The 20,595-nt window shown below is 69.5% G+C and carries 20 protein-coding genes; 9 read left to right on the top strand and 11 right to left on the bottom strand.

The genetic code is table 11. The features are described from left to right. The 5 genes from BI335_RS18080 to BI335_RS18060 all read right to left on the bottom strand — a co-directional run. The coding region (locus BI335_RS18080) for an IS110 family transposase (RefSeq protein WP_144009081.1) at positions 1–300 on the bottom strand (300 nt) is incomplete at its 3' end. Positions 301–668: 368 nt separating this feature from the next. Continuing rightward, positions 669–2,210, bottom strand: a complete 1,542-nt coding sequence (locus BI335_RS18075) for a hypothetical protein (protein WP_094432665.1) — start codon at positions 2,208–2,210, stop codon at positions 669–671. Positions 2,211–2,371: 161 nt separating this feature from the next. Continuing rightward, positions 2,372–3,115 (bottom strand): SDR family oxidoreductase, encoded by a 744-nt coding sequence (locus BI335_RS18070; RefSeq protein ID WP_094356063.1) that lies wholly within the window; start codon positions 3,113–3,115, stop codon positions 2,372–2,374. A 1-nt stretch (position 3,116) separates the two neighbouring features. Then, a complete protein-coding gene (locus BI335_RS18065; protein WP_094356062.1) occupies positions 3,117–4,094 on the bottom strand; it encodes a 4-hydroxy-3-methylbut-2-enyl diphosphate reductase in 978 nt (325 codons plus the stop codon). Positions 4,095–4,180: 86 nt separating this feature from the next. Continuing rightward, on the bottom strand, positions 4,181–6,142 hold the full coding sequence (locus tag BI335_RS18060; protein ID WP_144009144.1) for an ABC transporter substrate-binding protein: 1,962 nt from the start codon (positions 6,140–6,142) through the stop codon (positions 4,181–4,183). Positions 6,143–6,281: 139 nt separating this feature from the next. Between BI335_RS18060 and xseA the strand changes: the two genes are divergently transcribed. Genes xseA through BI335_RS18045 form a run of 3 tightly spaced genes read left to right on the top strand, consistent with a single transcriptional unit; the run spans position 6,282 to position 8,414 of the window. Further along, on the top strand, positions 6,282–7,517 hold the full coding sequence (gene xseA, locus BI335_RS18055; protein ID WP_094432660.1) for an exodeoxyribonuclease VII large subunit: 1,236 nt from the start codon (positions 6,282–6,284) through the stop codon (positions 7,515–7,517). Position 7,518: 1 nt separating this feature from the next. After that, on the top strand, positions 7,519–7,767 hold the full coding sequence (locus BI335_RS18050) for an exodeoxyribonuclease VII small subunit (protein WP_094400341.1): 249 nt from the start codon (positions 7,519–7,521) through the stop codon (positions 7,765–7,767). Then, positions 7,764–8,414, top strand: a complete 651-nt coding sequence (locus BI335_RS18045) for an HAD family hydrolase (RefSeq protein ID WP_172421943.1) — start codon at positions 7,764–7,766, stop codon at positions 8,412–8,414. The genes BI335_RS18050 and BI335_RS18045 overlap by 4 nt, the downstream gene beginning before the upstream one ends. On the opposite strand, the gene BI335_RS18040 is transcribed toward BI335_RS18045, so the two are convergent. Beyond that, positions 8,401–8,964 carry a DUF4245 domain-containing protein gene (locus BI335_RS18040; RefSeq protein WP_166646891.1) on the bottom strand — a complete coding sequence of 188 codons (564 nt, stop codon included), beginning with the start codon at positions 8,962–8,964 and terminating at the stop codon, positions 8,401–8,403. The genes BI335_RS18045 and BI335_RS18040 overlap by 14 nt on opposite strands. 70 nt (positions 8,965–9,034) lie before the next feature. Between BI335_RS18040 and BI335_RS18035 the strand changes: the two genes are divergently transcribed. Next, complete coding sequence (locus tag BI335_RS18035) at positions 9,035–9,580, top strand: gamma carbonic anhydrase family protein (RefSeq protein WP_094432656.1); 546 nt, start codon at positions 9,035–9,037, stop codon at positions 9,578–9,580. A 316-nt stretch (positions 9,581–9,896) separates the two neighbouring features. Here the strand turns inward: BI335_RS18035 and BI335_RS18030 are convergent, their stop codons facing one another. Then, positions 9,897–11,198 (bottom strand): PhoH family protein, encoded by a 1,302-nt coding sequence (locus tag BI335_RS18030; protein WP_324252398.1) that lies wholly within the window; start codon positions 11,196–11,198, stop codon positions 9,897–9,899. 356 nt (positions 11,199–11,554) lie between these two features. On the opposite strand from BI335_RS18030, the gene BI335_RS18025 reads away from it, so the two are divergent. Beyond that, positions 11,555–12,364 carry an isoprenyl transferase gene (locus tag BI335_RS18025; protein WP_094356051.1) on the top strand — a complete coding sequence of 270 codons (810 nt, stop codon included), beginning with the start codon at positions 11,555–11,557 and terminating at the stop codon, positions 12,362–12,364. 75 nt (positions 12,365–12,439) lie between these two features. Further along, positions 12,440–13,114 (top strand): PAQR family membrane homeostasis protein TrhA, encoded by a 675-nt coding sequence (gene trhA, locus BI335_RS18020; RefSeq protein WP_094405700.1) that lies wholly within the window; start codon positions 12,440–12,442, stop codon positions 13,112–13,114. 3 nt (positions 13,115–13,117) lie between these two features. Here trhA and BI335_RS18015 read toward each other — a convergent pair whose 3' ends face one another. Next, the gene (locus BI335_RS18015) at positions 13,118–15,103 is read right to left on the bottom strand and encodes a thioredoxin domain-containing protein (protein ID WP_094432654.1); all 1,986 of its coding nucleotides are present in this window, start codon (positions 15,101–15,103) and stop codon (positions 13,118–13,120) included. 151 nt (positions 15,104–15,254) lie between these two features. Here BI335_RS18015 and BI335_RS18010 point away from each other — a divergent pair, with 151 nt between their 5' ends. The 3 genes from BI335_RS18010 to BI335_RS18000 are packed head-to-tail and all read left to right on the top strand — an operon-like array spanning position 15,255 to position 18,865. Next, positions 15,255–16,544: an MFS transporter gene (locus BI335_RS18010; RefSeq protein WP_166646892.1), complete on the top strand. Its 1,290-nt coding sequence runs from the start codon at positions 15,255–15,257 to the stop codon at positions 16,542–16,544. A 29-nt stretch (positions 16,545–16,573) separates the two neighbouring features. Continuing rightward, positions 16,574–17,524 (top strand): SMP-30/gluconolactonase/LRE family protein, encoded by a 951-nt coding sequence (locus tag BI335_RS18005; protein ID WP_094405698.1) that lies wholly within the window; start codon positions 16,574–16,576, stop codon positions 17,522–17,524. A gap of 9 nt (positions 17,525–17,533) precedes the next feature. Further along, positions 17,534–18,865, top strand: a complete 1,332-nt coding sequence (locus tag BI335_RS18000; protein WP_094405697.1) for a hypothetical protein — start codon at positions 17,534–17,536, stop codon at positions 18,863–18,865. On the opposite strand, the gene BI335_RS17995 is transcribed toward BI335_RS18000, so the two are convergent. The 3 genes from BI335_RS17995 to BI335_RS17985 are packed head-to-tail and all read right to left on the bottom strand — an operon-like array spanning position 18,814 to position 20,590. Further along, positions 18,814–19,362: a hypothetical protein gene (locus BI335_RS17995; RefSeq protein ID WP_094405696.1), complete on the bottom strand. Its 549-nt coding sequence runs from the start codon at positions 19,360–19,362 to the stop codon at positions 18,814–18,816. The genes BI335_RS18000 and BI335_RS17995 overlap by 52 nt on opposite strands. Continuing rightward, positions 19,359–19,922, bottom strand: a complete 564-nt coding sequence (locus BI335_RS17990) for a hypothetical protein (protein ID WP_133626577.1) — start codon at positions 19,920–19,922, stop codon at positions 19,359–19,361. The genes BI335_RS17995 and BI335_RS17990 overlap by 4 nt, the downstream gene beginning before the upstream one ends. After that, the gene (locus BI335_RS17985) at positions 19,919–20,590 is read right to left on the bottom strand and encodes a hypothetical protein (protein WP_094432647.1); all 672 of its coding nucleotides are present in this window, start codon (positions 20,588–20,590) and stop codon (positions 19,919–19,921) included. The genes BI335_RS17990 and BI335_RS17985 overlap by 4 nt, the downstream gene beginning before the upstream one ends. Between the last annotated feature and the right edge of the window lie 5 nt (positions 20,591–20,595).

Below are 20,595 nucleotides of genomic sequence, written 5' to 3'. Positions count from 1 at the left end.
CCGGGTGGTCTTATCGGGCCGGTTGACCTCGATCACCTCGATCCCGGCCGCCAGCAGATGCACCGTCAACCCGGCCCCATACGAACCGGTCGACTCGACCCCGATCGCGGTGATCGGTCCGTGGCCGGCGACCCAGTCCACCAACGCGGCATAACCCGCGCGGGAGACCGGGAACTCCCGATCAGCCAACAACACCCCGGTCTCGGTGAGCACGACCGCGTGATGGGTGCGTTGATGAGTATCGACCCCGGCCACCACCGGGGTCGGGTCTTGAGGCGTGGCATGGTTGGTGGTCATCATGGGTGATGTCTCCCTCTACAACTGGATCGAGGGATGACCTCCCAGGCCGGGCGGACACCACAGTGATGAGACACCGATCAAGGTCCTATCAAGTCACACCCGCCCGGTCTGGCCATCCAAACCGAAAGAGGGGCCCGGCGGGCCGGCCGTCGACAAGTCGCGTTCAAGGCACCCAACCAACAGCGCCAGTGTCGAGATCGGTCAAACGAACAACCCAGACCCCAAAGACATCATCCCCAAGGCCACCGGACCCCCACCACCATCCTCACTGTGTCGAGAGGAACCCGAGGCGGGCTGCTCATCTCGACACGCTCGGCATTGCTCCGCTTCGCTGCGCATGCCGCGCTACTCGATGAGCGTGCGGAAACCTAGCCCGGGTTGGGAATCAGGGCAGGCTGGGATTCCGAAAGGTCGCGGAGGCGTTGGGCTTTGCGGGCGCGGCGGAGTCGCTCGCGTTCGCGGGCTTGGTCGGCGGCTTGTTCGGCTTCGGCCTGTTCCTTCTCCAACTGGGTTCGCCCGTTGCACAGGGTCTCCCAGAGAAGTTTTTCGGTCCGGGACAGGGAGGCGGCGGGGTCGTTGAACAGATGGTCGGGTGGGGGATGGTCCCAGGTGCCGTAGCTGGTGACCCAGGCCTCCTGCCCGGCCGGTGTTTTCCAGTGGAACACCCCCGGGGAGGGTTGCTCGACCCGGAATCCGGCATGGGTTCGTGCCCGATGCGAGGCCCGGTTCAACGGCCCCAGATTGCCCGAACTGGTCGGCCCCTCCGGGGCGGGAACCGTATGGTCCAGGTCGATCCCGCGGCCGAACGCACTGCGATTCGATCGGGGGAACATCACATACCGGTCGCGCAGTTTGACCCGCTGCGCCAACTCATCCGACGGTCGGTAGGTGTTCACCATCACCGGCGCGGCCAGATCGATCACCGGCCGCACACGAACGGTGCCAGCGCAGCGTTCCAGCAGTTCTTTCAAGTGCTGCAGGGTGACCGGTCCGAGCGCTTCGCCTTCACCACCGCGACCATTGGCCAGGTCGCGGGAGTTCATGTGCAGGATCAGCTCCGCGCCATGCCGGCACCGCTCCGAGGTGGCCGTGACGATCTCCCCGTGCTTGTTGACCACATCACCACCAGGGGTGACCGTCGCCCCGTCGAACAGCGAGGGCTGCAGCAGCTGCCGGGCCCGTTCCGGGTGAGCCAGGTGACCCAGGGCTTCGGCGCGGAGCTCGTCACGGGAGGCCGCCGAGCCACCGGCTTTCAGCACGTCGGCGAGCCGATCGAGCGTCCCGTTCAACTGGGCCGCGTCACCCGCGTCGAGGTTGGCGTAGAGGTCGGTGATCCCGGCGATGGTCCTGCTCGGGGTGAACTCCACGCGACGGTGCTTCTTCGCGGCCTGGCGTTCGGCTTCCTTATCATCGTTGAGCATCAACGCGACCTGAGCCTCGGTCGTCGCGACCGCGCGTTTCGGGGTGAGGTTGACCAGGCGGAGTGACCAGAGGGAGTCGAACTCGCGCGCCTGGGTGAACGACAGCTGCAACGCCGCCCGGGAGACATCGCGGGCGACCCAGACGGGAATGTCGCAGTCGAGGGTGGCCTGCCACAGGATCGGATGCCGATGCCGCAGATTCAATACGTCGGCGGTCCAGACCTGTGCGGTCTCCGGTGAACAGCCCAGTGACATCGCCAACTCGAGGTGGAAGAACTCGGTGATGCCGGGCGTGCCGTCCGCGCCGGGGAACACGAGTTGTTCACCGTGGAGGACCCTGGCGGTGAGTTCGTCGGTGTGGGTGTTCAACCCGGAGTAGGTGTCGCAGGCGGCGGCGATCGCAACGAGCCGGCGTGCTTCGGCCTGGGCGATGGTCTCGCTTTCGGCGCGGATCGCTGCGAACACTTCGGCTCGCTCGGTGGTGGTCATCTTTGGTCACCTCCTCTCATCTGCTATATCCAACATTAGTCATTGTGTTCGAATAAGGCAAGAGGTTTGAGAAAGGTTCTGGGTTCATCTCGACACGGTCGCTGCGCGACCTACTCGATGAACGTGCGTACCGGTCGCTGCGCGACCTACTCGATGAACGCTCAGCCGCGGCCGGCGAAGGGCATGCCGTTGGCCATCACCATCAACTCGGGTACCGCGACCTCGAAGGGCAGGGCGACCAGATCGGCGATCAGGGTGGCGACGTGGGCGGGGTCGAAGGTGGGCTCGGCGCGCCGGCTCCCGTCGGGCTGCAGCGCCTGCACCATGCCACTGGTCATCGCGGTCGCGGCGTTGCCGATGTCGAGCCGAGTGGCGGAGATGTTGTCGGCCCGCCCGTCCAGCGTGATCGAGCGGGTGAGCCCGGTGATCGCGTGTTTGGTGGTGGTGTAGGCCACCGACTGAGGCCTCGGCACATGGGCGGAGATCGAAGCATTGTTGATGATCCGGCCGCCGCCGGTGCGCCGCATCAGGCGTACCGCGGCCCCCGCGCAGAACACCGGACCGGACACGTTGACCTTCCAGATCTCGTCCCAGTCGGCCGCCGAGATCTCATCGACCGCACCGGGCGGGCCGAAGCTGCCGGCATTGTTGAACAACACGTCGCAGCGGCCGAAGGCCTCCTCGACGCTGGCGAACAACCGGGCGACCTGGCTCGGGTCGGTGACATCGGTCGGCACGGCGAGCGCGCGCTCCGCGGCGCTCTCCACTCCGGCGACGGTCTCGTTGAGCGCTTCGGCGCGTCGGCCGGCCAGCACCACGGTATGGCCCCGACCCAGCAGGTCCGCCGCGACGGTCCGCCCGATCCCGGAGCCCGCCCCGGTGACGACGACGACCCGCTCGGTCATCTCAGGCCCGCGACTTCGCGCCGACGGCCTTGCGCAGTTCCGGCGGCAGGGCGAAGACCAGGCTCTCCTCGGTCAGCCGCTCCTCCTCCGCCTTCGGGAATCCCTTGCTCTCCAGCAGTTCCAGCACTCCCTGCACCAGCACATCCGGTACCGAGGCGCCGGAGGTGACACCGACCGAGGACACCCCCTCGAGCCAGGCCTCGTCGACCTCGGCGGCGGTGTCGACCCGGTGGGCGGCCTTCGCACCGGCCTCCAGGGCGACCTCGACCAGGCGTACCGAATTCGACGAGTTCGCCGAACCGACCACGATCACCAGATCCGAGTGCGCGGCGATCTGCTTGACCGCCGCCTGCCGGTTGCTGGTGGCGTAGCAGATGTCATCGCTCGGCGGGTCGATCAGATTGGGGAACTTCTCCCGCAGCCGGCGTACCGTCGCCATCGTCTCGTCGACACTGAGCGTGGTCTGGGAGAGCCAGGCGACCTTGTCGGGATCGCGGACCTCGACACCGTCCACGTCCTCGGGCGACTCTACCAGGATGATGTTCTCCGGTGCCTCACCGGAGGTGCCCTCGACCTCCTCGTGACCGGCATGGCCGATCAGCAGGATCTGCAGGTCGTCGCGGGCGAACCGCTTCGCCTCGTGGTGCACCTTGGTGACCAGCGGGCAGGTGGCGTCGATGGTCTGCAGGTGCCGGGTCCGCGCCTCCGCGTGCACCATCGGCGAGACCCCGTGTGCGGAGAAGACGGTGATCGACCCCTCGGGAACCTCGGCGAGTTCGTCGACGAAGATCGCACCGCGCTCGGTCAGCGTCTCCACCACATGCTTGTTGTGCACGATCTGCTTGCGCACATAGACCGGCGGCCCGTAGTGGTCCAGCGCCTTCTCCACGGTGATCACGGCGCGGTCGACGCCCGCGCAATAACCCCGCGGGGCGGCCACCACGACGCGGCGGGTGGGGTCCGTCTGCTGCTCAGTCATGGCGCCCAGTCTAGGTGCCGGCCGGTACCGGGGTGCAGCTCCCGGCACCTCGGTCATCGAGCAGGCCGGCGGCGGCGCGCTGAGCGTCAGGACCGCAGCCCGACGCGGACCCAGTCGACCGAACCCAGCCCGAAGGCCCCGTAGTTGGCCACGGTCGGTTTCGCGATGACGATCTGCTGCTCCTGATAGAGCGGCACGATGCTCGCGTCCCGCTGCAGCAGGACGTCCGCCTCGTTGAGCAGCTGCGCACGGGTGGCCCCGTCCGGTGCGGCGCGGGCCCGATCCAGCAGTGTGGCCACCGACGGGTCGGCGACGGCGGTCTTGTCATAGCCGGTGCTGCCGTAGAGGCCCTGGGCGGTCGCGGCGGGGAACTGGTCGTCGAACCAGCCGTGCGCGAAGAGGTCGTAATCGCCCGTCTGCAGCCGCTTGGTGGTCTCGGCGAACGGGATCCGCTCCACCCGGACATCGATCCCGATCTCGAGGAGCTGCTTCCTCAGTTCCACGGGCATCTCGGCGCTGAAGGGCGCACGGCTGTCGGTGGTGATCATCGTCAATCGGAGCTGATCGGTGCCGCGTCGGCGAATGCTGTTGTCCTGACTCACCCAGCCGGCCTCGTCCAGCATCCGGCGGGCGGCGTCGAGATCGCGGGCGGGGCTCTGCGCGAGGTAACCGGGCTGGTTGGTGAGCAGCACCGTATTGTCCAGCGGCACCGGTTCGGGCAGTCCGCTGGTGGCCATCCGGGTCAGGGCCGGCCGATCCAGGGCGAGTTGGACGGCGCGGCGTACCGATGGTTCGATCCGCGGATTCTGCAGCAGCTGACGGCGTACGCTCGATGGCGCGAGCCGGGTCTCGCCGCCGCCGCGGCGGGCGGTCTGATAGCCGGACGCGGAGTCGAACAGCGCCACATCGGCCCGTCCGGTGGCCATCACCTCACCGGCATCGTCGTCAGAGGTGACCAGGATCCTGGTCGAGCGGGGCGGGGTCCCCCACCACCGGTCGTTGGCCACCAGGGTGACATTGCGCCGGCTGCCGGACAGCGCGGCCTCCTGCACCCGATACGGGCCGGCCTGCCAGGCCTCCGCTGGCTTCGACCAATCGGCGTCGGCCGCCATCGCCGCCTCCGGCATCGCCGACACGTAGGCGAAGGGCCGTTGCCATTCACCGTCGGCGGCCCGGTAGTCGACCTCGACGATCTGCGGGTCCGCTCCCTGCCGGACGTCGGCGACCCCCGACCAGACGTGGCTGACTCCGCAGCGATCCGCCGAACTGCAGCGACGCCAGACAGCCGCCACGTCCGCCGCCTGCAACGGGGTCCCGTCACCCCAGACGGCCGCCGGGTTGAGGGTCAGCCGGATCCGGGTGGGCTCGGTGGAGAGCACCTCCGCCCCGGTGACATAGGCGGGATCCCAGGACGGTCGGCCCCGCGGGTCGAACCGCACGAAGACCGGGAAGGTGGCGCGGACCAGGTCGAAATCGCGGGTGCTGGGTACGACATAACCCTCTGGATCGAAGGGATCGAGGGTGTCGGCGGGCATCGGCACCCCGGCCAGCCGCAGGGTACTGCCCTCCCGCAGCGAAGCCGGGTCGGCGGGGTTGATGTCGGCACCGGCCGTATCGGCGACCGGGGTCGGTGTGCCGGCGGGCGCAGTGGGTGCGGTCGGTGCGGGTGCGGGACCCGGATCGGCACGCGGGGGCAGCCGCAGGACCCCGAAGGCGAAGAGCACTGCGAGCGTGACGACCACGGCCAGCACCGCGGCGAGCACCCACGGCCACGCCGTGCGACCGGTACGCCCGGGTGGCGGCGGTGTGCCGCCGGACCGCCCCGGTGCGGGCCCGCTGGACCGCCCCGGTGCGGGCGGCGGCAGCGGCGGTTCCCCGTTCGGCCCCGCGGGTCGGACACCGGGACCGGTGCTGCCGTCGGGGTACCAGCGGGGGCCCAGTCCCGGCCCGGAATAGCTGAAGCCTTCGGCGTACGCGCTGCCCGGCCGCACATTGCGACCCAGCTCGGCCGCGCACCAGATGCAGACATCGACGCCTGCCGGTTTCACCGCACCACATCGTGGGCAGGTCGTCATTGCTCTCCCCTCGCACCCCGGGCCGTTCGGCGGGACTCTAGCCCGGTCGAGGGTTGCGGGCGAGGAGATCCGCGGTGTTGTCGGCGGTTCCCCATAGGGTGGCAGCGTGCCGATGACCTCATCCCCGACCGAGCCGCTGCCGCTGGGCCGGATCGTCGCCGCCACCAAGCAGTGGGTGGAGCGACTGGGTGAGCAGTGGGTCGAGGGACAGTTGATCGAGCTGAAACGGCGCACCGGTGCCAAATGGCACTATCTGACACTGCGCGATCGACTCGCCGAGATGTCAGCGACCGTGGCGATCCCCGATGACGTGCTGACCGAGGCCGGCCCGGTCAGCGAGGGGATGACCGTGGTCGCGCTGGTGCGGCCCTTTCTCAACCCACGCAACGGTTCGCTGAGTTTCGGCTGCCGCGAGTTGCGACCCAGTGGCGCCGGCCGGTTGCTGGCCCAGCTCGAGCAGCGCAAGCAGCTGCTCGCCGCCGAGGGTCTCTTCGACCCGGCCCGCAAGGCCCGGTTGCCGTTCCTGCCGCGCGCGATCGGGCTGGTCACCGGCGCCGACTCGGCGGCCGAGCGGGATGTCTTCGAGAACGTCCGCAATCGCTGGCCGGCGGCGATGATCGAGGTCCGGCACGCCCTGGTCCAGGGTGACCGGGCCGCCGAGCAGGTCGCGGCCGCGGTCGTCGAGCTGGACGGCCTGGCCCACGTGCAGGTGATCATCGTGGCCCGCGGCGGGGGTTCGCTGGAGGATCTGCTCCCGTTCTCCGATGAGCACCTGATCCGCACGGTGTTCGCGGCGCGGACCCCGGTGGTCTCCGCGATCGGCCACGAGACCGACACCCCGATCCTCGACCTGGTGGCCGACCTGCGCGCCTCCACCCCGACCGACGCGGCCAAGCGCGTGGTGCCCGATGTCCGCGAGGAACTGGACCGGATCGGCCAGGCGCGGCAGCGGATCGAGCGGGCGGTGATCGCGCAGGTGCAGGCGGAGCAGCGGCATCTGGATCAGTACCGCAGCCGGCCCGCGCTGGCCAACCCGCTCTATGCCTTCGACCGGGAGCGCGACCAGCTGACCCAGCAGCGCTGGCGGTTGGACCGGGCGGTGGATCAGCTGCTCAGCCGGGAACGCACCGCGATCCAGCACGCCCGGGAGCGGGCGGTGGCGATGTCCCCGCGGCGCACCCTGGAGCGGGGGTACGCGATCCTGGCCGACGGCGCGGGCGACGGGGTCACCTCGGCGACCGAGGTGGACGAGGGTGACGATCTGCAGGTCTATCTGGCCGATGGGCAGTTGATCGTCGAGGTGCGCGAGGTGCAGACCAATGAGGAACGGATGAGTGGCGATGAGTGAGATGGGCACGGACGAGGGCGGCAGGTCCGAGGGCGAGCTGAGTTACGAGGCGGCCCGTGAGGAACTGGTCCAGGTGGTGCAGAAGCTGGAGGCCGGCGGGGTCTCGTTGGCCGAGTCACTGCAGCTGTGGGAGCGCGGTGAGCGGCTCGCGGACACCTGTCAGCGGTGGCTGGACGGCGCCCGGGAGCGGATCGAGCAGGCCCGCGCCGACCGGGACAGCGGTGGCGAGGCGGCCGGGGAGACCGAGTGAGCGAGGGTTATGACGCGGTGCTGTTCGATCTGGACGGCACGCTGATCGACTCCGCCCCGATCATCTGCCGGGCGATGGCGGAAACCCTTGCCCATTACGGATATCCGCGCACCGAGGAGTCGCTGCGGCCCTATGTCGGGCCGCCGCTGTGGTTCACCTTCGCCGAGGTCACCGGCGAGTCGCCCGAGGTGATCGATGCGATCGTTCGTGACTATCGGGCCCGGTACGCCGAGCTGATGCCGGCGACCCCGGTGTTCGAGCCGGTGGTCGGCCTGGTCCGCCGCCTGCACCGCCGGGGCGTACCGCTGGCGCTGGCGACCTCCAAGCAGCGGACGGCCGCCCAGCGGCTGCTGCAACTGCACGGGATGACCGACCTGTTCACCGCGGTGCAGGGCGCCGGGGACGACGCCGCGAGCGCGGCGAAGTCGACGGTGATCGCCCGGGCGCTGGCCGACCTACGGGCCGCCGATGTGGCGGCCCGGCATCCGGTGCTGGTCGGTGACCGCAGTCATGACGTGGAGGGCGCCGCGGTGCACCGGATGCCGACGATCCTGGTGGGCTGGGGTTACGGCAGCCCGGCCGAGCGCGTGGGGGTGCCGGTCGCCGAGGATGTGGCGGAGCTGGAGGAGTTGCTCAGCGGTCGCTGAGGGTCTGCGCAAACTGTTGCAGGGTGAGGAAATCGGTGTCCGCGGAGACGATCGCGGTGGACTTCTCGCCACGCTGGACCAGCGTCCGTGTCCGCCCGTCGGGCGATTCCAGCTGCTGCCAGGGTCGTCCGTTGATCGTCGCGTCACCACCCAGCTGCTTGCCGTCGCGGGACTTCTGCGCGACCAGGTCGGTGGTGACACCGTCGGCCTGGGTCAGCGCGTAGTGCACCTTGTCCGGGCTGAGCAGGCCGAGTTCCCACTGGTTGCGCGGTGAGGGCCCGCCGTCGGTGGCCTGCCCGGTACGCGTCCAGCTCGCGGTGTTCGCGATCCAGGCGTTGGCGCCGGAATCGGGGAGCCCGCTCGGGGCGAGGACCGGCCAGCCGGCCTCGGCGCGGGCGGTGGCGAGCAGGGGTTTCCAGTCGACCGGCTTGACCTCGTAGTCCTTGGGCTCGGAGGTGAGCAGCCAGGTGATCAGCAGGATCGGGATCATGATCACCGCCAGCGAGCGGACCATGTCCCCCGCCGTCGCCCGTGCCTGGTTGTTCGCCACCGCCCCATTCTCGCCCAGCCGGGCAAGGGCACGAAATCGGCGGCGGTTCGGTGGCTGGCATGCTGACGCCATGAGCCACGAACCGCTGATCCTCACCCTGGCCGGTGACACCCCGCAGATCGACCCCAGCGCCTTCGTCGCGCCCGGTGCCCGGGTGATCGGTGCGGCCGAGCTGGGACCGGAGGCCTCTGTCTGGTACGGCGCGACGATCCGCGCGGACCGGGCCCCGATCGCCCTGGGCCGGCGCAGCAACCTGCAGGACAACGCCACCATGCACGCCGATCCGGCGTACCCCTGCACCGTCGGTGCCGACGTGACGATCGGCCACAATGCGGTGGTGCACGGCTGCACCGTCGGTGACCGCTGCGTCATCGGGATGGGCGCGGTGATCATGAACGGCGCGGTGATCGGCGAGGAGTGCCTGGTCGCCGGCGGCGCGGTGGTCCTGGAGGGTGCCGAGATCCCGGCGGGTTCGCTGGTCGCCGGCGTCCCGGCCAAGGCACGCCGCCCGCTCACCGACGCCGAACGCGCCGCCCTCCCCCACGGCGCCACCGATTACGCCGAGAACGCCCTCCGCCACCGCACCGCCCTCGACCGACCGACTGACCCCCGGTAACCGAACTTGTCAGGGACTATGCCCAGTGTTTCGCGCGACAACTGGGCATTCGGCCCCAAGAGATGAGCTGTACGCCCGAGCGCGCGTACGCCTCCCAGGTCGGCGAGCGTCGGCAAGCGCGCCCCCGCGATGCAGGCTCACCAAGGAGAAATCCCCGCGTCACGGACCCGACCGGAACCAGATTGCCGCGTGGATTTCGACGACTGAGCCGAAGAGCGGGGATCGGGCGCGCGGGCGCGAGCCGACAGTTCAGAAGAGTCAGAGCGGCGGGGAGGGGGATCATGTTTTTCACCCCTCCCCGCCACGACACGGGGGCCTAGACGGCCTGGTCCTCCAGCATCTCGGTCACGAGCGCAGCGATCGGCGACCGCTCGGAGCGGTTCAGGGTGACGTGACCAAAGAGGGGGTGACCTTTGAGTTTCTCAACCACCGCGACGACGCCGTCGTGCCGACCGACCCGCAGGTTGTCGCGCTGGGCGACGTCGTGGGTGAGGACAACGCGGGAATCCTGCCCAATCCGGCTCAGCACTGTCAACAGGACACCCCGTTCCAGCGATTGCGCCTCATCGACGATGACGAAGGCGTCGTGCAGGGAACGGCCGCGGATGTGGGTCAGCGGCAGCACCTCGAGCAGCCCGCGGTCGATCACCTCGTCGATCACGTTCTTGTTGGTCACCGCGCCGAGGGTGTCGAAGACCGCCTGGGCCCAGGGCATCATCTTCTCGTTCTCGGTACCGGGCAGGTAACCGAGCTCCTGCCCGCCGACCGCGAACAGCGGCCGGAAGACGACCACCTTGGAGTGTTGGCGGCGTTCCAGTACCGCCTCGAGTCCGGCGCAGAGCGCGAGCGCGGACTTGCCGGTACCCGCCCGGCCGCCGAGTGAGACGACTCCGACCGACTGGTCCATCAGCAGGTCCAGGGCGATCCGCTGCTCCGCGGATCGGCCGTGCAGCCCGAACACCTCGCGATCGCCCCGCACCAGGCGTACCTGCTTGCCGTCGGTGACCCGACCCAGCGCCGACGAACCGGCACCCAGCAGCACCACCCCGGTGTTGCAGGGCAGGTCGCGGGCCTCGTCGATGTCGACGACCCCGGACTCGTAGAGCTGGTCCAGCACGGTGGGCGCCACGTCGAGCTCGACCATCCCGGTGTAACCGGTCTCGATCACCCCGTCGGCGCGGTACTCCTCGGCGGTCAGTCCGACCGCCGACGCCTTGACCCGCATCGGCAGATCCTTGGAGACCAGCACCACCTCGCGCCCCTCGGTGCGGAAGTTCAGCGCGACGGCGAGGATCCGGCTGTCGTTGTCGCCGAGCCGGAACCCCGAGGGCAGCACGGTGGGATCGCTGTGGTTGAGCTCGACGTGGATGGTGCCGCCCTCGTCATTGGCCGGTACCGGGGCGTCCAGCCGGCCGTGGGTGACCCGCAGGTCGTCGAGGTGACGCAGCGCGGTCCGGGCGAAGTAGCCGAGCTCGGGGTGGTGCCGTTTCGCCTCGAGCTCGGTGATCACCACGACCGGGAGCACCACATCGTGTTCGGCGAAACGGCGCATCGCATGCGGATCGCTGAGCAGGACGGAGGTGTCGATGACGTAGGTGCGGCGTTCGGTCTGGGGCACGATCGCTTCTTCCCGTGGGACCGCGCGTCACCTTCGCCCGGCCCCACCGTGTGTCAGGTGGCTGGCCGGGGGGCCTCAGGGCCTGGTGCGGGCCCGCGGGTCACGCTCGATCGAGCAGGACCATGCATGGACGAGTCCTCCGGTCGCGAACGGCTTCCCCACCGTCCGTTGCCTCGAAAGTAGTTGATGCTCGCCCCGTTTCCCGGCAGGCGCGATGGTGAGCGTGTCGGCGTCACCAAGAGTTCGGATCGCGTTCACCGGACACCCGGCATACCACCTGGGCGGCAGTTCCCCGGGTGGTGACCGGCGACCCGGGTCCGATCCGCGAACCGGATGATCTGGATAGTCTGCCTCTCATGGCACGAACCGACCGGCTGCGCGAGCTGCTGGACCGGCTGCACCCTTCGGGGCTCCTCTACAGGTCCTATGAGCAGCGGTTGATGGCGGAGTTGTCACCCGACCAACTGCCCAAACATGTGGCGGTGATGGCGGACGGGAACCGGCGTTGGGCCCGGTTGAACGCCCCCGATCAGCCATTGGTGGTGGGTTATCGGGCGGGTGCGGCGAAGCTGGAGGAATTCGTTCGCTGGTGTGATGACGCCGGGATCGAGGTGGTCACCCTGTGGGTGCTCTCCACCGACAACTTCAAGCGCGCCGACGGTGACGAGGTGGCTCCCCTGCTCGGTGTGATCGAGCAGATGGTGGACGATCTCGCCGCCACCGGCCGCTGGCCGATCAAACCCGTCGGCGCCCTCGATCTGCTGCCCGAGCCCACCGCGGCCCGGTTGCGCGAGGTCGAGGAACAGACCCGGGACAGGACCGGGATGCACGTCAACGTCGCCGTCTCCTACGGCGGCCGGCACGAGCTGCGCGACGCGGTCCGCTCATTGCTGGCGGCCGAGGCCGAGCGCGGTACCACGCTGGCGGAGCTGGCCGAGACCGTCGATGTCGAGGACATCGCCCGGCACCTCTACACCGCCGGTCAGCCCGACCCGGATCTGGTGATCCGCACCTCCGGGGAACAACGCATCTCGGGCTTCTTGATCTGGCAGTCCGCGCACAGCGAGTTCTATTTCCATGAGGCGCTCTGGCCGGATTTCCGGCGGGTCGACTTCATGCGGGCCCTGCGGGCGTACGCCCAGCGGGAGCGCCGGTACGGACAATGAGCTACGCTACCTACGGAGCAGTAACTTACGGCTTCGTAGGTAGGTTCGAATCACTGCCGGAGGGAGGTCGACACCATGCCGACTGAATCACTGCCCGACCAGGTCGCCGACGCGGTACGCCCCCTCAAACCCAAGCTGCGGGGCTGGCTGCACGCCGGTTGGACGCCACTCGCCCTGATCGGCGGCCTGATCCTGGTGATCGGCGCACCGACGACGAACGGCAAGATCGGCGGCGCGGTGTTCCTGGCCGGATCGCTGCTGCTGTTCGGCACCTCCGCGATCTATCACCGCTTCACCTGGAGCGATCGCGCGAACGCGGTGCTGCGCCGGATGGACCACTCCAACATCTTCGTCTTCATCGCCGCCACCTACACCCCGCTGGCACTGTTGCTGCTGCAGGGCCGCTCCCGGGTGCTGCTGCTCACCGTGGTCTGGGTGGCCGGGGTGCTGGGGCTGCTGTTCCGGGTGCTCTGGCTCTCGGCGCCGCGCTGGCTCTACACCGTGCTCTATCTGGTGATGGGCTGGGCCGCGGTCGGGTGGCTGAACCAGTTCTGGGCCAACGGCGGGCCGCTGATCTTCAGCCTGATCGTCGCGGGCGGGTTGTGCTATTCGCTGGGCGCGCTGGTCTACGGCCGCAAGCGTCCCGATCCCTCACCGCGCTGGTTCGGCTTCCACGAGATCTTCCACTCGTTCACCATCCTGGGTTCGGCGTGCCATTACGCGGCGATCGCGCTGGCGACGTTCCGGTAGCGATCACTCGCGCCGGGTCGGTGGCCGCAGGGCCAGCATCAGGTCCGAGAACTCCGTCACCGGCCGCTGGCAGATGAAGTCGCGGCACACATAGGCACCCTCGGTCGAGCGGTCGGCGAGCAGCGGAATCTGTGTGTCCCCGGGGTTTCCGGCGACCACGACCGAACCGGGCGGGGCGACCTGCCAGGCCTGTTGCAGCAGCTCGGGCAGGTCACCGATGACGGCGATCTCCGCCGGCGCACCGTGTTCCTGCGAGGTGTGATCCAGCAACGCCCAGCCGGCGAATCGGGGTGCGGCGGTGAGGATCGGGTCGAGGGTGGCCCGCGCCCGGTCGGCGCGTTCGGCGTACTTCCCCTCACCGGTCAGTCGGCCGAGCACCCGCAGCGCGATGACCGCGGTGCTGGTGCCGGAGGGCGTGACATTGTCGGTGAGTTCGCGGGGCCGGGCGAACAACTCCTCGGCATCGTCAGCGGTGTCGTACCAGCCACCGTCGCCGGCGGTGAAGTGCTCCTCGATCAACCCCAGCAGGAATTCCCCGCGACCCAGCCACTCCCCCGACCCGGTGGCGGCTGCCAGCCGCAGGAAGCCGAGGGCGAGCGCGGCGTGGTCCTCCAGCACCGCGGGGGCGTCACCGACCCGTCCGTCGCGGGAGGTACGCCGCAGCCGGCCATCGACCAGGTGGGTGTCCCAGAGGTGCTGGGCGGCCGTCTCGGCCGCGGCCAGCCACTCCGGTTCGGCGAAGATCATCGCGGCGGTGGTCAGCGAATCGATCAGCCAACCGTTCCAGGCCGCCACCACCTTGTCATCGCGTGCCGGGCGCGGTCGCCGGTCGCGGGCGGCGAGCAGACGCTGTCGGATCGGCTCCAGCCGATCGGGGTCGGCGCCCGCGATGTCCTGCAGGGTTGAGAATCCCTCGTCGAAGGTGCCCTCGTCGGTGACCGTGTACGCCGCAGCGGCCACCTCGGCGTCCTCGGGCCCGAGCACCTCGACGAGCTGGTCGCGGTTCCAGACATAGAAGGCGCCCTCGGTCGGCCTGCCGCTGGCGTCCAGACTGTCGGCGTCCAGCGAGGCGGCGAAGGCCCCCTGGGGCGTACGCATCTCGCGGAACAGCCACTCGACCAACCGGCGGACGGTGCGGGCATGGCGTGGGCGCTGGTCGCTCCCCCAGGTCCGGGCCAGGGTGCCGAGCAGCAGCGCGTTGTCGTAGAGCATCTTCTCGAAGTGCGGCACCACCCAGCCGGAATCCACGCTGTAGCGGGCGAATCCGCCGCCCAGCTGGTCGTGGATCCCACCACGGGTCATCGCATCCAAGGTCTGGATGGCGGCGTCGTGCGCCTCATCGATGTCATGGGCGAGCAGGCCGTCGAGCAGCAACGTCGGCGGGAACTTGGGCGCTCCGCCGAACCCGCCGTGCACCTCGTCGAAGTCGGCGAGCGCCTTCTCCTCCACATCGAGCAGGTCGACCGACGTCTGTGCCGGCTGCCGGTTCGTCAACCGGGCGAGCTCCCCGGCGATGTGGTCTCCGGAGGCGGTGACCTCCTCCCGTCGGTCCCGCCAGGCGTCGGCGATCGCGGTCACCAGCTGGGTGAACGACGGCCGGCCGTGCGCGGGGCGCGGCGGGAAGTAGGTGCCGGCATAGAACGGTTTTCCTTGTGGGGTGAGGAAAACCGACATCGGCCAACCGCCCTGCCCGGTCATCGCGGTGGTCGCGTTCATGTAGATCGCGTCGATATCGGGGCGTTCCTCGCGATCCACCTTGATGTTCACGAAGTTGCCGTTGAGCAGCTCCGCGACCGCCGGGTCCTCGAACGACTCGTGCGCCATCACATGGCACCAGTGGCAGGCGGCGTACCCCACCGACAAGAAGATCGGCACCTCCCGGCGTACCGCCTCGGCCAGCGCCTGGGCAGTCCACGGCCACCAATCGACCGGATTGTCGGCGTGCTGCAGCAGATAGGGGCTCGTGGAAGCCGCAAGACGATTCGGCATCTCTCCACTGTCGCACAGCGCTCGAACGCCGCTGACCGCAAGGGTGCGGGCAGGGGTATCGCCATTCGTCATATCATTCTGCGATACTCGGCTGCGATCCGTCATCGCCGGATCCGGGTCCCGCGGCCCACCCTCGATGGAGGGGTGTGACATGACTGAGCTCAATCCCGGTACCACCAGATTGCTGCCCCGCGCGCCCGCCCTGTCCTGGTGGACGCTGCTGATCACCACCCTGGCGATCCTGATGATCTCGGTCGATCACGGCATCCTGCCCGCCGTGCTGCCGGCGATCCAGCAGCAGTACGGGATCGGCAACGCCGAGGCCGGTCTGATCAACTCGGTCTATTTCGCCGGCCTCGTCGCGGGCGGTCTGATCTTCGGCTACGTCGCCGACCGGATCGGCACCGGATATCGCCGCACCTGGACCTGGAACGTGGCGATGCTGATCGGGATCGTCGGTGGTGCGCTGACCTATGGCCTGGCCGGGAGCTACCTCGCCTTCCTGCTGCTGCGCATCCCGATGGGGCTCAGCCGCGGGGGCTCCGAACCGGTCAACGTGGCCCTGGTCTCCGAATGGTGGCCCAAAGAGCACCGCGGGTTCGCCATCGGCGTGCATCACACCGGCTTCCCGATCGGCCAGTTCCTCACCGGTGCGCTGATCGCGGTCGTCCTCGGCGCGGCCGGCTGGCAGGAGGCCTTTCTGGTGATCCCGCTGCTGGGTATCCCGATCATCATCGCCCAGACGATCATCGGCACCCGCCGCAACCAGCAACGCGTCTATGACTGGATCGACGACCATCGGCTCACCCGCCCGCTGCCGGAGCTGTCGGTACGCAACAGCGGAAGCCTGCTCGCACCGGTCAAGGAAGCACTGCGGCACGCCAACGTGCGCTGGTCGGTGGTGCTGGTCTTCCTCTTCCTGTGGGGCGAAGCGGGGGCGGTGACCTTCCTCACCGTGCAGTTCACCGGCTTGGGCATGTCGAACGCGCAGGCCGCGCTGATCTCCGGCGCCTCCGGCATCACCGGTTGGATCGGCCAGGTGGTCTGGGGCACCGCCTCGGACCGGATCGGCCGCAAGTTCGCGATCGTCTTCCTGATCCTCGGCTGGGCGGGCACGCTGCTGGCGATGATCTTCATCTCCGGGCCGACCAGCGCCTGGATCGTGCTGCTGGCCTGGGGCCTGTTCCGCAACGCCCCGTTCCCGGTGGTGTACGCGCTGCTGATCGACTCGGTCCCGCGGGCCGCCGGCACGGCGATGGGCATCATGATCGGCGTGGCGCTCGGGGTGTCCGGCATCTTCGCCTCCCTGGTCGCCGGCATCGTCATCGACGCCTTCGGCTTCACCTGGCACTACGTGCTGCTCGCCGCGGTCTGTCTGCTGGGATTGATCCCGCTGGCCCGGATCACCGAAACCGTCGCGGTCGCCCAGCACCATTCCTGACCACCCCACACCCCGCGAAGGAGCACCCGATGACAGCACCGCAGCAGTCACCCCTGTTGGCCGAGGATGCCGAACTGACCAGGGTCGCCACCGGCGCGATCTGGGCCGAGGGCCCGGTCTGGGTGCCCCGTCGGCGGGCCGTGCGCTTCAGCGACATCCCGAACAACCGGATCCTGGAGTTCTCCGAGGAGACCGGTGAACTCGCCGTCTTCGCCGATGATGTCGAGTTCACCAATGGCCGCACCCTGGATCTCGACGGTCGGGTGGTGGAGTGCTCGCACGGGCGGCGGGCGGTGCAACGCGACACCGCCGTCGGTCCCGGGGAGGCGTACGCCCCCGAGGTGCTCGTCGACCGCTTCGGTGAGCACCGACTGAACTCCCCCAACGACCTGGTCGTCGCCTCGGACGGGGCGATCTGGTTCAGCGACCCCGCCTATGGCATCAAGCGCGCCGAGGAGGGACATCCCGGAGTCGAGGAGTACGGCGACCGGTACGTGTTCCGCTTCGATCCGACGACCGGGTCGCTGCTGCCGGTGGTGATCGACATCGAGGCGCCGAACGGGCTGGCCTTCTCCCCCGACGAGAAACTGTTGTACGTCAGCGATTCCTCGATCGAACCCGCCGACCGCGACAACCCGGCACCGGACCGGCCGCGCGGTCACGCCATCCACGTCTACGACGTCGTCGAGGGTCGGCACGCGAAGAACGGGCGGATCCTCACCGAGGTCTCCCCCGGTCTGCCCGACGGGATCCGGGTCGATGTCGACGGGAACATCTGGAGCTCCAGCGAATCCGGGGTGCAGGTGTTCACCCCCGACGGTGAGCGGCTGCTGGACCTGCCGGTGCCGGAGAAGGTCGGCAACCTCTGTTTCGGCGGCGAGGACGGCCGGACGCTCTACATCGTCGCGACCACGAGCCTCTACCGGGTGCGGACCCGTACGCGGGATGCGAGTTCCGGGCGGGGACCCGTCGCCCGCTAGATTCCCCCCATGCGTACGCTCGCCACCTTCGCCGAGCTGGTGGCCGATGCCGCCCGGATGTGGCTGACCGCCTTCCCGGCGCTGGGCATGTGGTTCTGCCTGGGGTTCGTGCTCGACCGGGGGTTGTTCCAGGCCGCGATCACCGTCGGCGGCGGGCACGCGTACCTCGCGCTGCTGCTGTTCATTCTCGGCGTGCTGGCCTCGGTCGCCGCGACCGTGCTGATGATCGGCGCACTGGAACCGCAACTCACCAGGCTGGCCCTGCTCCGCGAGCGAACGGCCAACGACCCGAAGCTGCCGGAGACCGCCACCCTCGACCCCGACACCTCGCGCGGGGTGACCCTGGCGCTCGCGCTCGGCCCCTTCCTGGCGGTGTACGCCCTGTGGGGGCTCGTCGATGACCGGATCCGAGAATTGTTCGTGGCCAACCAGATCCGCTACAGCCTGAACCCCGACGCGTGGTCGATCGACCTGCGCCGCTGGCAGGGCTATCTGCTGCTGGCGCTGATCGCCTGGCTGATCAAGTTGGCGGCCGGCGCCCTGCATCGGCGCTTCGGCAGACCCGCGCTCGCCGGCCTGGCGGTGCTCGCCGACGGGGTCTTCGTCTTCGCCTCCTTCCTCGGCCTCTACCGGGCGACCACCCAGCTCGTCGACTGGCTGACCGGCCGGGTGGTCTGGCAGTGGGTCAGCCGGGCCTGGCGGGGATTCCTGGAAGCGCTGCCGAACCTCAGGCTGCCGTTCGACCTGACCCTGCCCGAGGCGGTCGCCGACACCGGCCGCTGGCTCACCGCCACCGGCCTGCCCGCACTGGGTCAATATCTGCTGCTGCCGCTGGTCTGGCTCGCGCTGACCGCGGTCGTCTTCGGCTGGCGGACCGTGCACGAGATCGACGCCGGCAGCCGGCTCGGGCGCCTCACCGGTCGGTTGAGGAAGACCTGGGAGCCGCTGGGGCGGGTCGTCGACCTGGCCACCCTCGATGTCCGGGAGAAGTACCTGCCGGTCTGGCGCGCGCTGCGCCTGATCGCGGCCGCCGGCCCACGGTTCATCGGCTGCTACCTGCTGGCCGCGACCGCACTCAGCTGGCTGCGGGGTGGCTTCGAGATGCTCACCACCACCGTGATCGGCCCCGTACCGGCCGAGCAGATGTTGTTCCTCGGCCCGCTCACCGAGTTGCTCACCGGGCTGGTGTTCAGCACCCTGGCGATCGCCCTGTACGCCGCCGCGTTCGACCGCTGCCTGCTCACCGCCCGGCGGGTACGGGAGCCGTCGAGGGCTGCGGTACGCGGACGTCAGCCGGGTAGCGGCACCCGCACCCGGGTACCGGCATCGCGGCCGAGCTGAAAGGTCAGGTCGCTGGTCCCCGGCGGCACCTCGAACCCTTCGACCAGAGTGATCACCGGCGGCCGCGGCGACCCGTCGCTGGGTTTCCAGCCGCAGTGCGAGGGGTCGTCGAAACTGGTCAGCCCGATCAGCGAACTCTTGCTCCACTCGCGCTGGTCCGGGCCGCCGAGGCCGGCGTACAGACCCGTGCTGCAGAGCACCGACTGTTCCGCACCGCGATCGACCTCGTAGGCGACCCGGACGATCACCGCCCCCGCGGCCGTCGGCTCCACCAGTTTCTCGGGACGGTCGGCGTCCGGGAAGGATGGTGCGATATCGGCCCGGACGACGCGCAGCGCGATGCCGTCGGTCCGCACCCACTCGCCCATCCCGGCGGCGCGGATCGGGGTGTTCTCGCGGGTCACGCTCGGCCGGGCGGCGCGGTTGTCCATCCCGACCCAGACAGCGGTCGCCACCGCGAGCAGCAGCGCCACCCCGAATCCGACCCAGCGCCTCATCGGGTCACCTCGGTGGTCGCCTCCGCGGGCTCGGCCAGGGCGTTCACCGGCTGGCCCAACTCCAGCCGCAGGGCGGGCAGTTCGCTGTAGGAGACCAGACCGCGAGTGGGCCGCTGGAGGGCACTCAGCGCGCGGGCGGGCAACTTCGCGCGCGGCACCTGATAGACCACCGTTCCGGTCTGGGTGAAACCCGGTTGGGCCTGCTCGGCGGGGAGCTGACTGAGCCGGGTGAAGGCATCCACCCGCAGGTCGCCCAGCACCAGTTGATGGGTCAGGGCCACGGGTTCGCGCAGCGACCGCACCTGGTAGTCGACGACGACGAAGGCGGCGTCGGGTTCGGCCGTCACCGGATCCCCATACCGGCCGGCGACCGAAGTGACGACCTGGGTCCGCACCTGGCGTACCTGCAGGTCGCGCCAGGTGAACCAGGCGTCACCTTCGGCGATCGCATAGGTACGCCGGTCCGCCTCGTCCTTCGGCATGGTCCAGATCAGCGCCACCACCGCGATCAGGCAGACCGCCAGCCCGAGCACCGCACCGCCCGGCACCCGGCGTCTCACCGGGTCCGCCGATCGACCAGCGGTACCAGCAGATGCCCGACCGGCGCGTCCGCGACCTCATAGTCGTCCGGTGAGCTCGACGCGAGGCTCTTGGTCTTCTTCTCATCGCGCACGACCACCGCGATCCGGGTTGGCGCGGTGACCGTGATTCCTTGCTGGTAAGCGATCTCGACGGTCCACGGCTGGGTGATCTGCGGGTCGACGCCGAGCTGGCCGAGGGCCCCACCGTCGCTCACCGAGTCCGGCCGTTCGGGGGTCTGCGGATCGATGGTGAGTACGCCGGGGGTCGCGCCCGGGTCCTGACCGAGCACCGTGATCGGAAACTCGTTGCTGGTCTTGTCGCCGCGATTCTCCAGGGCGAACCGCAATCGGATCGTGTCGGGGGTCTGGTAACCGCCGTCGGGGTCGACGTTGCTCAGTTCGGCATCGAGCACGGTGATCTTCCAGCGCGCCAGCCGGATCTCCTTGCCGGCGGGCAGCGCACGGCCCCGGCCTGTGTCGGCGGTCGCCGGGCGCCAGCCCCCGGCCAACCCGATCACCGTGGCCAGCACCGCCAGCACCAGCACGGTGACCAGCCAGGGCCGGGCCCTGCTCCGCAGGCCGACCCAGCGAGCAGGCGTACGCCCGGAGGCGTCGGCCTCGGCGTCGGGCTGCTCGCTGGTCTGCACGCAGG

Source organism: Enemella evansiae (assembly GCF_002250705.1).
In the GTDB taxonomy this organism is placed as follows: domain Bacteria; phylum Actinomycetota; class Actinomycetes; order Propionibacteriales; family Propionibacteriaceae; genus Enemella; species Enemella evansiae.
The sequence above is the reverse complement of the archived record's forward strand: the minus strand, read 5'-3'. Positions and strand labels throughout refer to the sequence as shown.